This window comes from Domibacillus indicus (assembly GCF_000970685.1).
Lineage (GTDB): Bacteria > Bacillota > Bacilli > Bacillales > Domibacillaceae > Domibacillus > Domibacillus indicus.
This window is the reverse complement of the sequence record NZ_LAJB01000012.1, coordinates 20,016-32,349: the sequence shown is the minus strand read 5'-3', so window position 1 is coordinate 32,349 and position 12,334 is coordinate 20,016. Positions and strand designations below refer to the sequence as shown.

At 45.8% G+C, this 12,334-nt stretch carries 10 protein-coding genes; 5 read left to right on the top strand and 5 right to left on the bottom strand.

Annotated features, from left to right (window positions below; all coding sequences use genetic code 11):
- Positions 1–53 precede the first annotated feature (53 nt).
- Both yidA and VP98_RS13740 read right to left on the bottom strand, forming a co-directional pair.
- A complete protein-coding gene (gene yidA / locus VP98_RS13745) occupies positions 54–863 on the bottom strand; it encodes a sugar-phosphatase (protein ID WP_046175974.1) in 810 nt (269 codons plus the stop codon).
- A 119-nt stretch (positions 864–982) separates the two neighbouring features.
- Positions 983–1,804, bottom strand: coding sequence for a MurR/RpiR family transcriptional regulator (locus tag VP98_RS13740; protein ID WP_052712248.1), 822 nt, complete (start codon positions 1,802–1,804; stop codon positions 983–985).
- Between the two features lie 207 nt (positions 1,805–2,011).
- Here VP98_RS13740 and VP98_RS13735 point away from each other — a divergent pair, with 207 nt between their 5' ends.
- The 4 genes from VP98_RS13735 to VP98_RS13720 are packed head-to-tail and all read left to right on the top strand — an operon-like array spanning position 2,012 to position 6,127.
- Positions 2,012–2,839 (top strand): cell division protein FtsQ, encoded by an 828-nt coding sequence (locus tag VP98_RS13735; RefSeq protein WP_407919220.1) that lies wholly within the window; start codon positions 2,012–2,014, stop codon positions 2,837–2,839.
- Positions 2,832–4,538, top strand: coding sequence for an ABC transporter ATP-binding protein (locus VP98_RS13730; RefSeq protein WP_046175971.1), 1,707 nt, complete (start codon positions 2,832–2,834; stop codon positions 4,536–4,538). The genes VP98_RS13735 and VP98_RS13730 overlap by 8 nt, the downstream gene beginning before the upstream one ends.
- Positions 4,517–5,335 (top strand): energy-coupling factor transporter transmembrane component T family protein, encoded by an 819-nt coding sequence (locus VP98_RS13725; RefSeq protein ID WP_046175970.1) that lies wholly within the window; start codon positions 4,517–4,519, stop codon positions 5,333–5,335. The genes VP98_RS13730 and VP98_RS13725 overlap by 22 nt, the downstream gene beginning before the upstream one ends.
- Positions 5,336–5,350: 15 nt before the next feature.
- A complete protein-coding gene (locus VP98_RS13720) occupies positions 5,351–6,127 on the top strand; it encodes a PHP domain-containing protein (RefSeq protein WP_046175969.1) in 777 nt (258 codons plus the stop codon).
- Positions 6,128–6,686: 559 nt separating this feature from the next.
- Here the strand turns inward: VP98_RS13720 and VP98_RS13715 are convergent.
- A complete protein-coding gene (locus tag VP98_RS13715) occupies positions 6,687–7,664 on the bottom strand; it encodes an aldo/keto reductase (RefSeq protein WP_046175968.1) in 978 nt (325 codons plus the stop codon).
- Between the two features lie 301 nt (positions 7,665–7,965).
- On the opposite strand from VP98_RS13715, the gene VP98_RS13710 reads away from it, so the two are divergent.
- Complete coding sequence (locus tag VP98_RS13710; RefSeq protein ID WP_046175967.1) at positions 7,966–8,508, top strand: general stress protein; 543 nt, start codon at positions 7,966–7,968, stop codon at positions 8,506–8,508.
- 119 nt (positions 8,509–8,627) lie between these two features.
- On the opposite strand, the gene VP98_RS13705 is transcribed toward VP98_RS13710, so the two are convergent.
- Together VP98_RS13705 and VP98_RS18340 are read right to left on the bottom strand one after the other, a co-directional pair.
- Positions 8,628–9,038, bottom strand: a complete 411-nt coding sequence (locus VP98_RS13705) for a VOC family protein (RefSeq protein ID WP_046175966.1) — start codon at positions 9,036–9,038, stop codon at positions 8,628–8,630.
- A gap of 159 nt (positions 9,039–9,197) precedes the next feature.
- The gene (locus VP98_RS18340) at positions 9,198–12,308 is read right to left on the bottom strand and encodes a PAS domain S-box protein (protein ID WP_052712247.1); all 3,111 of its coding nucleotides are present in this window, start codon (positions 12,306–12,308) and stop codon (positions 9,198–9,200) included.
- Between the last annotated feature and the right edge of the window lie 26 nt (positions 12,309–12,334).

Here is a 12,334-nt window from a genome sequence, read left to right as displayed (position 1 = left end):
AAGCCGGATTCCTGCCTGGTGCGGCAGGAATCCGGCGTTCTGTTTTTTCTTCCTTAAACGAGTACAAGCTCTCGTATTGCATGAGCAACTCCATGCTCATTATTGGATTTTGTATGATAATCAGCTGCTTCTTTTACCATTGGAATCGCATTTTCCATCGCAACTCCGCAGCCGGCAAACTGAATCATGGATAAGTCGTTGCCGTTATCGCCGATGGTCATTACTTCCTCACGCTTAATGCCCAGCTTCTCAGACAAACGCTTTACGGCATTGCCTTTGCTTACTTCCCGGGGCAGAATTTCCAAATAAAACGGTGCACTTTTCACCATCATATATTTCTCATTGACCTCGGCCGGGATTGCCGCAATCGTCCGGTCAAGCTGCTCGGGCTCATCAATATACATTACTTTCGGCATCGCAATGTCCTCGGGCACCTCTTCTGCGGACGTGTGGCGGAATGGAATTTTCGTGATAAACGCTTCATGCACCGTATACGGGCTGATCAGCTTATTGGTTGTGTATAAATAGTCTGTGTCAAAAAAGTGCATCGGCGTATCGAGCTCTATGCTTAAGCTATGCAGCAGGCGGAAATCCTCATAGCCGAGTGACTGCTTAAACACAACTTCATTTGTATGCGTATTTTGCACAATTGCACCGTTATACGCAATCACATAATCTTCTTCCTCTTCAAGCTGAAGCTCTTTTAAATAACGGCGGATGCCGGCAAGCGGCCGTCCCGTGCAAAGCACTATTTTTACGCCTTGAGCCCGGGCTTCATCGAGCGCATTCCGCACTTCATCTGTTACCTCATGATGATCATTTAAAAGCGTTCCATCCATATCAATCGCAATCAATTTGTACATTCATCTGCTCTCCTGTCTGTCCAGTCTACCTTTTATGATATACGAGCGATGCCGCCGCGGCAAATCGCTTTGGCCCCGGCCGGTAAATACCGCGCCGTGCAGTACCTGTCTTTTATCCATCACCTTGGCAAATCGTCCCTGTACTTTCTCCGGAGACTGTCGAGCCGTTCCAAATGCTCCATTTGATGAGGCTGTCCCGCTTTGCCCATTTCCATAATCAGGTTCTCAAGTAAAAACAGCGGGGCGATCATAGAGTGGAATTCATCCTTGTCTCCACGGTCCGCGTATAAAAAAACATCAAAAGGAAAAGAAGTGTCCAGCACAAGCTGGTCTGTGACAACAATCGTTTTATAACCGGTGTCCATGGCATGCTTAAGCAAAACTTCTCCCTCTTTTAAAATTCGCCCAAAAGCAAAAATCAAAACCGTACAGGACTTATCAATATGAACCATTTCTTCTAATAGTTCGCTTCCCATCCATCTCAGACAGCGGGCATCCTGTCCAAATCGCCTGAGACGGTAGCAAAGCAGCTCTCCCAGGCTGATAGAAGGACCGGGCGCGTAAACATACAGGCGGCTTGATTCTTGAATCAGCTTTACCGCCTTATTGAAGGGATCCCGCTGAAAATGGTCCAGTGTAGCCTGCAGGTGACGGATGCTTCGGCTTAGATGATGGCTTTGTACATCTGTGTATTCAAGATTCCCGATTGTTTTCAGCATTTTTTTTGCCGGTGTTACTTCCTGCTTTGCTTTTAACTTTTGCTTGTATTCTTTTAAATTCCGGCAGCCGATCATTCTCCAAAAGCGCGAAACCGATGCTATACTGACACCGGTCGCTTCCGCAATATCCTTCTCAGAAGCAATCATGACCGCTGACTCATTATGGCGGATCCACTGGGCAATTTTCAAATGGCTGGGAGACAAATGATTGATATCAAACACAGAATTCATCCTTTTTTTCTTTATCCTATCATGCATTGATAAAAAAATTACAACATTAAAAAAAATGATAATAAGTTTACGAGGGATTTACATAAATGCTGTGGCGGATTCATATTCCCCTCTTACAATAAATAGCAAGCTGAACCCAGGAGGGAATAAACTATGCAAACAGTAAAAGAGCGATACACACTGACGCAGTCCCAAAAGATGATGGTCTTTATTTTATCAATGTCGCTTTACGGGTTATCGAACATGATTACCGAGCTTGTTCCGTCTGTTTATGTTGGTCCTGTTGAATTTTCGATTGAGTATTTTGCTTTTATTCCACTTACTTTATGTATCTTGTTTCACCCGCTTTATGCGGCCATTGGCGCTTCTCTCGGTGAAGTGATTTTCGGCGAGCTTATGCTTGGCCAATTCGGCGGCTTTGGTGAGCTTGAAAAGTTTATTTCTTTCTCGCTCGCGATGTACATTGCCGGCATTATGGTGACGGATCCAAAAAACAGACAGCAGGTTGGGATGGCCGCTCTTTCCGGTGTTATCATTCATCAGTTAATCAGCATGATGGTTGATATAGGAAAAGTATGGATAGGAGTCGACGATTTTGAAACTCTGCCTGGCCTCGCTGAAAGTGTCGTTGTTGTCGAAGGATTTGCTTTTTTCAATGATGTTTTGTTTTCTGGCATTCTCTTTGCTCTCATTCCGACTCTGTATTTTGTGCCGCGTCTCTACGGCAAAATTGAGCCGTTGCTCGGCATGAAGCCCCGCACCCGTGAAAATACCCATTCTACCCGTGGGATTCTGCGTCCAAAACTGGTGATAGCAGCTGTTCTTCTGGCCTTTGCCGCATTTGGGTTTGAATTCCTGTCGGAAACAGATTTAAACATTTTCGAATGGGAAGCACCTTTTGCCGAACAGCTTGAAACAAATCTTATCTGGATCAGCATTGGTGTTGCAGCCGTTCTTTCACTTTCTATTCTTTTTGCCATCATTTCACGAAATAAAAAAGCGAAGGACCGAATCGCCCATGAATAATGTGATCGATGTTCAGAATGTTACCTTTACCTATCCGGGAGAAACCAGGCCGAGTTTACGGAATATGAGTTTTTCAGTTCAAAAAGGCGAGTTTCTGGCTGTCATTGGCGGGAACGGAAGCGGCAAATCCACTCTCTGCAAGCTGTTCAATGGCTTAATTCCCCATTATTATACCGGGGACTTTGAAGGCTCCGTTATAGTAAACGGCCTCCAGGCTGCGGACAGTTCTGTGGCAGACCTGTCTTCCCATGTCGGTTACGTGTATCAGGATTTTGAAAACCAGCTTGTGCAGGCACGAGTTTTAGAAGATGCGGCCTTTGCTCCCCTTCACTTCGGATTCCCTGATTACGAGGAACGGGCCCGTCAGGCATTGAGCCTGGTGGAGCTCGACCAGTGCGAGGATGAATTTATCTGGCAGCTTAGCGGCGGCCAGAAGCATTTGCTCGCGCTGGCCGGCTGCCTGTCACTCCAGCCGGATATCCTTGTACTGGATGAGCCTATCGCCCAGCTTGACCCCCATCACGCCAGAAAAATGTATAAAATTTTAGAAACCTTGAATAAGCAGCACGGCAAAACCATTATCGTCATTGAGCATCATACCGAGTTTATCGCCGATTACTGTTCAAGCGTGCTGCTTGTGGATGAAGGAAAAGCCGTTTGGAAAAAGCCCGTTAAAGAAGCATTAACGGCTGTTGATGAGCTGACAAAGAGGGGCATTTATCCGCCTCAGGTTACCCAGGCCGCCCGCGAGCTCGGCCTCGGCGGCATGCTTCCGGTTACGCTTGAAGAAGCGGATGAGTATTTCAAAGCACTCTTTCTTGAAAAAAGAGCACCTTTAGAAAACAAACCGAACGAAATAGAAGGCGAACCGGCAGCCCGGTTTGAGAACGCAGAGTTTTTTTATAAAACAATCAACCGCACCGTCACTCCTGTTTTAAAGGACATCACTGTTACGTTTTATAAAGGAGAAAAAGTGGCGCTTGTCGGCAATAATGGCGCCGGAAAATCAACACTCCTGCGCCTGCTGACCGGCTTTCGAAAGCCCGCCGGCGGCTCGGTCTCGGTTCTCGGGCAGACAACCGCCGGCTTGACTCCGGAGCAGCTGGCAGACAAGGTGACTTACATTTATCAAAACCCCGAGCAAATGTTTATTGAGGACTCTGTCCGCAAGGATGTGGAGTTTTTCTTGAAAGCACGCCGGATTAAAGATTTCGAGTCCCGAGTAGACCGCATTCTTGAACAATTTCACTTAACGGATTTGCAGCATAAAGACAGCAGGCTGATGAGCGGGGGCCAGCAGCGCCGTGCTTCTCTTGCCATCGGGGCTGCCATGAATCCCGCTATTATTCTTTTGGATGAGCCAACCGCGAATCTTGATATTGCTACCCGCAAGCAGCTGACCGGATTTATCGACCAATTAAAAGAGCATACGGAGCTGGTCATGATCGCTACCCATGATATGCAGCTGGTCAGCGAGTGGGCCACACGAGTTATCGTCATGCATGAAGGCGGAATTATTTATGACGGCAGTAAAGAAGAATTGTTTTCCAATATGTTTTTAATGAAAAAAGCGGGACTGGTCCCTCCGCAGATTGTCGAGCTGAGCCACCGGCTGGGCCTTTTCCCTGCGGCATATTCAATCGATTCGTTCATTAACCTGTATCGGGAGGCTGAGTCATGGATTACGCAAAAAATATGATGGATAAGTTAAGCATCGAGCAGGCGAAAATTGAGCTGCTGAACACGGCTTACGCGAATGACCGGACCGCTATTGCCCGACTCGATCCGCGCACATTGTTTCTCTGGTATGCCTTTTTCGGCATTGCCCCCTGGTTTATCCATAACACAATTATCCTGGCTGGCCTGCTTGCATTTACAGTGACAACCACTATCATGACGAAAGTAAGCCGGCTCATTCTTCTTATTTTAATTCTCGGGCTGCTGGGACAGGGCGGCTACCTTCTTATCGCCTCACTGTTTTTCGGCGGTGACCTGGCCGTCCTGCAGCCGCTGCTTCTGCTGACGGTTAAACTTGCTGTTATTTCACTGGCAAGCATTACGGTTTTTTGCTCAATGAGTCCCGAGAAGCTAAGCATCGGACTGCTGAGCATCGGGGTTCCCGGACAGGTGTCTTTTTCCATTTCATATGGCTACCGGATGCTTCCGGTTCTGCTTGAAGAATACAATCATGTGTTTATGTGTTACCGGCTGCGCGGAAAAGCTCCTGAAAAAAAAGGGCTGCTTTACTGGCGAATGGCCGCTTACTTTGTTAAGCTGTCCGTTATTTCGTTTTATCCGCTTTTGCTCAGTACAGCCAAGCGTGCCCGTACTACGGTAGAAGCTCTCGAAACGAAAGGAAGCAAAAACGCATTTACAAATCCCGCGGTGAAAAAGCTGAAGCTGTCTTCCCTGCGTATGGGCGGCCAGGATTATTTTTTTCTTGCGATCAGTTTCACCTTTATAACAGCCCTGTTTCTTTTAGGCCATTATTATTAATAAGGAGTGATTTTGATGAACATGGACTTTCACACACATGTTAAAATTGCAAAAAAATCAGATTTTATGCCGGAATATTTTGAAGAAATGGTTGGTGAAGCAAAAGAAGCGGGACTGGATGCCATTGCGCTAACCGAGCATTTTAATACATTAAATTTTTCAGATGTGTACGCATATTTAGATCATCACTTTCCGTATATAGATGATTATTACAGCGTGGATGGGTTAAGGGTATTTGCTGGTATGGAAGTAGATGTAAAAGAAACCGGCCACATTTTACTGATCAGCCGCCGTGAACATATTTTAAGCATGCACGATGAACTAAAGCCCCATCTCGAAAAAGAAACATTTATTTCTTTCTCGGATTTAATGGCACTGGCTGAATCGTTTAACACAATCAAAATCGGTGCGCATCCCTTCCGCCCGGGAACACCGCTTACCCAGCATGATCCTTATCAGCTTCAGCGCCTGGATGCATTTGATTTAAACGGAAAAGACCTTCACACAATTGGAATTGAAGAAAACAAAGAACTGGTGTACACATTTGCCCGGAAAATCGGGCTGCCGGTATTGGGCGGCAGCGATACCCATCAATTCCTTCAATATGGGGCTGTAATGAACAATATTCAACAGGACTGCCGGACGATCTCCGATTTAAAAGCAGCCATTCAGCAAAGCGCGTTCACCGTTCATATATCAGCCGATCTGCATTTAAAGGTCAAATCCGCTTCTTTAACAAAAAAATTGATTAAGCAATTGCTCACGCTTCAAACGGAGCCGTCCGCCAGCTAACCCTCCCTAGAAAGAGTAAGACTGCTGGCTTTGCCAGCAGTCTTGCAATGTTGAAAAAGAGAGTCGTCAAGAAGGTATTCCAGCTTTGAGTTAAAATCGTCTTCTTTTTATAGGCTGGAAACACGTTATTTTTTTAAAAGCAGTGTCAGGGACTGCGGTCTGCGGGCTGCGCTTTTCTGTGGGGCGAACGGTGAACCACCCGCCATTGCGTGCCGTCTGTTTCACCTGTCCACTCGTCCCACGGAAGTCTCCGCCGGCAGCCCTCCGCCCGTTGTATTTCTAAAAAAGCGGCATGAAAAAGCCTATTTATTCTTCCCTTTCTCATCAGGAACGGGACATAAACCGGGTGTAACCGGATGAATTCCCCGCCAGGGCCAAGATCGGTGCGCTCTCCATCCTATTGAAGTCCTGGACATACATAAGTATGTTGGATTTAATCCGGAGAAAACATAGATAGTATCTTATTTCAACAGAATGGAGACTGCCGGAATCAAAAAAGGCCAGGCCTAAAAATCAGCTTATAACCTATAATCTTTTTTAAAAGGCCTTTTGTTTTCATTTACGGTAAATTTACGCCGCGTGATGATACGTAAAGGGTGTACCACTCATCCCGGCTTAGTACCACATTCATCGCTTTTGCGGAAGCACGAATCCGCTCGGGGCTCGTCGTGCCAATTACCGGCTGGATCATGGCTGGATGCCTCATCAGCCAGGCAAGTACAATCGCTTCTGTCGTTGTTTCCTTTTCCTGTGCCATCTTTTTCACAATCCCGGCTGTTTCTTTTACAGCCGCCGGCTTTCCTTCAAGAGAAGCGCCTGAATATAAGCCCTGTGCAAGCGGTCCCCATGCCTGGATTTGAATGTTTTCCATCCTGCAGTATTCGAGGGTGCCTTCTGGAAAAATAGTTTCACAAAATTCCGGCTGGTTTACATGCACGCCGGATTCGAGCCAGCCGATTTTATGGAGACTCATTTCTAGCTGGTTAACAACCAGCCGGTCGCTGATCGCGCTTTGCAATAATTTGATTTGTCCTGCACTCATGTTTGATACGCCAAAATAGCGTACCTTGCCGGATGACTTTAATGCATGAAATGCTTCCGCTACTTCCTCCGGCTCCATCAGCGCATCCGGACGATGCAGAAGCAGTGTATCTAAATGGTCTGTGCCCAGCCGGGATAAGGTGCCGTCTACCCCATTCAAAATATATTCCTTTGAGAAATTGTAGCGCGTTGGCAGGCCCGCTTCTTTATCCGGAAAGGTGATGCCTGTTTTGGACTGGATAAAAATCTCATCCCGCAGTCCGGGACGTTCCTTCAGTACTCGCCCGAATACTTCTTCTGCTTTTCCAAATGCATAAATATCCGCATGGTCAAAAAAATTAATACCCGATTCGAGCGCCGCATTCACCGCCTCATGGGCCTGTTTAACCTGCTCCTCTGTAATGGCATCACGGCTCCAGCCGCCTCCAAACCCCATACAGCCAAGCACAAGCCGGCTTGTATTCAATCCATGTTTTTCAATTGGAAGTTTTTTCATAAAATCCTCTCCTTTTCTCGGCATGTATCCTCTTTCATTGAAGCATAAAACCGTCCCTAATGCGATCGGAAAGCAAATTAGCTTCGCTCTGCATCCTTGAATGTTTACTCAATTTTTTGCCGGGAACAGGATAACAGAGAGCTGCTTTCCCGCTTAAACATCCGGACGACAGGACAGCTGCAGCCAATTGAACGGCAGCTGTCCATACAGCCAAAAAAGTAGTTTAGTCGAAAATGTGCCGGGTACGGGATAAGAGAAGGATCAAAAACAGCTTGTTTATTTTTAAAGGAGGACGTTATTAATGGAAAAATCAGTTGTAGGCGGAGTATTTGAAAACGCAGACCGTGCACTGCATGCGATTCAGTCACTAAAGGACCTCGGCTTTCAAGAAAAAGATATTTCTGTTTTTGCCAAGGATGACGACGATCTGGATAAAATCGAAAGCAGAACAAACATTGAAACAAATGATAATGATTCCGGCCGCGCATCCAACGCTGGAAAAGGCGCCGGCATTGGTATCGGCACTGGCGGTGTACTGGGCGGTATCGTCGGCTTAATTGCCGAAGTAGGCCTGCTTACTATTCCGGGCATCGGTGTTTTAGCGGCAGCGGGGCCACTCGCTACAACGTTAAGCGGCGCAGCAATCGGCGCAACCGGCGGCGGTCTTGTCGGCGCTTTAACTGGAGCCGGTATTCCGGAAAAGGATGCCGAAGAGTACGAAAAATATTTAAAAGATGGAAACATCCTGGTACTCGTAGAAGTTGAAGAAGCACAGCGTGAAAAAATTCATCATACATTTACAAACTCCCATTCCATTAACACCCACATGTACCGAATTGCGTAAAAAAAAGACTTTCCCTTTTACCAATTTAAAATAAAAAACAACCTGCTTTCGTGAAACAAAGCAGGCTGCCTATTCAAAAAAGGTGTTCGGCCAGAAAAGCCCGAACACCTTTTTTGCCATTATTCCTGATGGCTGATTTGCCATTCAATGCCGAACCGGTCACGCACCTGCCCGTACACTTTGCTCCAGAATGTTTCCTGAAGCGCCATCGTCACTTCTCCGCCTTCAGAAAGCTCTTCAAAGCAGGAGCGCAGCTTGTCCGCATTCGAACTGACTACCGCCAGTGTAATTGCGCTTCCCTGTTGATACGGCATGCCTGGAAGCGTGTCAGAAAACATCAGAGTAGTGCCTTCTGCTTCCAGGCTCGCATGCATAATCCGGTTTTTCGCTTCTTCCGGAAGCGGATACTCCGGATGCGGCGGCGCTTCTCCAAAGGTCATCCGTTTTGCTTCTGCGCCAAACACGTTTTCATAAAAAGAAAGAGCCTCTCCGCAGTTTCCGTCAAAGACCAGGTATGGCTGAACCGCCATTTGAATCACTCCTATTCTTCATATTCATTTGCATAACACAACACGGGGCACCTTAAGAAGACCATCAATAAAAACAGAAAACAAGCGTTTCCTGCAATATAACTTTCATCAATTATAGTTTTCAACGCAGCTCTTTGTAATTCCTTCTTTTACTCCTTGTTATAAATGATTTTGAACAGGAAGAAAAATATGAACCGTTGTGCCTTTTCCTTCCTCACTTTCAATTTTCATCGTCCCTTTGTGTTCTTCAATAATTTTGTAGCTGACCATCAATCCCAGGCCTGTTCCTTTTTCCTTGGTAGAATAAAAGGGTTCAAAAAGGTGCTTGAGCCGTTCCGGCGGTATCCCCTCTCCTTGATCCCGGAATTCGATATGAAGATGTGAACCGGTTTTTTTACAGATAACAGCCAGCCTTCCTTTCGAGACACTAGCCTCGATTGCATTTTTAATGACATTAATAAACACCTGTTTAAGCTGGTGTTTATCTCCTTGAAATAGGGGAAGACCCGGCTCAATGTCCGAAACGATTTCAATATCATGCATAATAGCCTGGGCAGTCATCAGGTGAATGGTCTGCTTTAAAATAAGCTCGATATTGTTCTCTTGAAAGTTTAATGCCTGGGGTTTAGCCAGGGCCAGAAACTCACTGATAATCCCTTCAACCCGTTCAAACTCCGACCTTATAATGGGAAAGTAGTCAGATTCGCTCCTTGTCGTCTCTTCCAATAGCCGGACAAATCCTTGAATGCAGGTAAGCGGATTGCGGATTTCGTGGGCAACTCCCGCCGCAAGCTGCCCGGCCATCTCCAGTTTCGCTGATTTTAAAAGGTATTCTTCGGCCATTTTTTTCTCAGAAATATCCCGGAAGGCAATAACTACTCCCCTGATTTCTCCATTTTCTAAAATAGGAGAGGCAATGTATTCAACAGGGAAACACGTACCGTCTTTTCTATAAAAGATTTCGTCCGTTACATGGCGGGTTTTCCCATCCAGCAATGTTTGATAAGACATACAGCATTCAAGATCATACGGATACTTGAACGTATCTTTTGGCGTTTTACCCAACAGCTCCTGGATGTCATAACCAAGCATTTTTCTGCCCGCCGGGTTGATTAACGTGAGTTCCCAATTTACATCGACTGCGTAAATACCGTCCCCGATCGAATCCAGCACCAGTTCCATTTTTTGCTTTAACGAAAGAATTTCCTGCTGTGTTTTCTTCTGTTCCGTGATATCTTTTGCAATACCATAAACACCGACAATTTGATCATCTACCACAATCGGCATATTCGTTACATGAACCATCACTTTCTGGCCGTTTTGATGAATACCGACTGTTTCATAGTTTTGAGGTGTTCCCTGCAGGGCTCTTTTAAAATACTGCTTCGCTTCGTGAACAGACTGCTCTTCTACAAGCATTTTCCACCCTTTCCGTTTCGCCTGCTCAGGCGTATAGCCTAGTACTTTATGGAACGAAAGGTTCGTATTCAGCAGGGAACCATTTGCATCCATGCTGAATACCATGTCCGGATTGAGGTGAAAAAGAGACTCGTAACGCTGTTTGCTTTCCTCAAGCTCTCGTTCGGCTCTTTTCTGTTCGCTAATATCCCGCATAATCGAGGAGGCCCCGGTTACTGCACCGTTTTTATCTTTTAACGGCGACCGTGTTACACTGACGGGAATGATTCTTCCATCCTTGCTTAGCCGCTCTGTCTCAAACCGGCTTACTCTTTTTTCGGAAAAAACAAGTCGTGTGAGACGGGCGAATGTTTCCCTGTCGTAGTCTGGCACATTCGGAATCTCACTGCCTATCAGTTCGTCTTCCCGCCATCCAAATAAATCTATATAAGCCTGATTCACATATGTGATCCGTCCTTGATCATTTACCGTCACAATGGCATCCGCTGTATTATTTACAAAGGACTCCAGCAGCTCCTTCGTCTCCCGCAGTTCTTCATGGGTTTTTTTAAATTCCGTAATATCATTGCAGGTAACGATAACTTCAACGACTTTCCCGTCTTGAAAAACAGGGCTAAACATGGCATTGTAGTGAAAGCCGTTCAGTTCTATTTCATAAACCCCTTCTTTTCCCTCCCACCCCATTTGATAGAAATGCTCTTTTTGGGCAGCGAGCCCGGCCGGCAAAAGTTCATATAATGTTTTCCCGACACCATCCCTTCTTTTGAAGCCTATCCGCTCCATCAGCTGCCCCTCTCCAAATGTATGAATAAAGCCGCCATTTTCTTTCTTGTACTTAAAAATAAAGCCTGAATGATTTTTAAAAAGGTGTTCCATTTCATTATGAGCGGCAATCAGCTTACCTTCTAATTCTTTCTCACGTGTAATATCGCGGCCAATTCCATATATGCCTGAAACTTTGCCATTCACCATGATTGGGACATAGGTCTGGCTTATCGTTATGGGATTGCCCTTTTTATGCTTTAATCCACACTCAAAATGCTGGATATTTCCTTTTTTCGCTTCATTAAAATGACTTAACACTTTTTCTTTTTCTTCGGGAACAATGAACGAAAAAAAGCTCTTTCCAATCAGTGATTCGCTGTTATCTCCAGATAGAGGCCCTGATCCTTGATTAAAATCAAGAAAATGTCCATCCAATGAAAATATACAAACGGATTCCGGATAATAATCAAACAGTGATTTAAACCGCTGCTCGCTTTCCTGCAGCTGCTTCTCCAGCTTAATCCGCCGGTCCCGCTCAATCGCAAGCCCCGCCAGGCTCGCACATGTTTCCAGCATTTCCACTTCATGGGCAGCAGGCATGCAAATGTCAGAATGGTAAACCGCAAATGTGCCGACAACCTGGTTTTCTATCATAATTGGGCTGGACCAGCAGGCTTTCAGTCCAAAGCGAAGAGCTTCTTCACCAAAATCCTCCCAGAGCGGATCATTCTCTATATCTGGTGAGATAACGGTTTCTTTTCGATAAGCGGCTGTTCCGCATGAACCGGCTTTCGGACCTGCTTCAACGAGGTGAATCGCCTGCTGATACTCATGAGGAAGAGTCGGTGCATATTCTATAGACAGCCTATTCTCTTCATTCAGCATTAAAAGAGAACAGTACGTTTTTCGCTTAAAATGCTCTTCAAGCTTCACTGTCAATGCTCTCATCGTCGCATTCAGAGAATTACCGCTTGCAAGCGTTTTAATCATCCACGTATGTAAATTAAGAATAGACGCCATTTCATCTGTCGAAACCGCGTCTGCGTATAGATGTTCTGTAATCGGCTCCTCTTTAAATACTTCCATGATGTCCCTCCTTCTTTGACAATACA

Coding starts and splice junctions, on each gene's coding strand:
- yidA (WP_046175974.1), bottom strand. CDS start 863: ATGTACAAATTGATTGCGATTGATATGGATGGAACGCTTTTAAATGAT.
- VP98_RS13735 (WP_407919220.1), top strand. CDS start 2,012: ATGATGGTCTTTATTTTATCAATGTCGCTTTACGGGTTATCGAACATG.
- VP98_RS13730 (WP_046175971.1), top strand. CDS start 2,832: ATGAATAATGTGATCGATGTTCAGAATGTTACCTTTACCTATCCGGGA.
- VP98_RS13725 (WP_046175970.1), top strand. CDS start 4,517: ATGGATTACGCAAAAAATATGATGGATAAGTTAAGCATCGAGCAGGCG.
- VP98_RS13720 (WP_046175969.1), top strand. CDS start 5,351: ATGAACATGGACTTTCACACACATGTTAAAATTGCAAAAAAATCAGAT.
- VP98_RS13715 (WP_046175968.1), bottom strand. CDS start 7,664: ATGAAAAAACTTCCAATTGAAAAACATGGATTGAATACAAGCCGGCTT.
- VP98_RS13710 (WP_046175967.1), top strand. CDS start 7,966: ATGGAAAAATCAGTTGTAGGCGGAGTATTTGAAAACGCAGACCGTGCA.
- VP98_RS13705 (WP_046175966.1), bottom strand. CDS start 9,038: ATGGCGGTTCAGCCATACCTGGTCTTTGACGGAAACTGCGGAGAGGCT.
- VP98_RS18340 (WP_052712247.1), bottom strand. CDS start 12,308: ATGGAAGTATTTAAAGAGGAGCCGATTACAGAACATCTATACGCAGAC.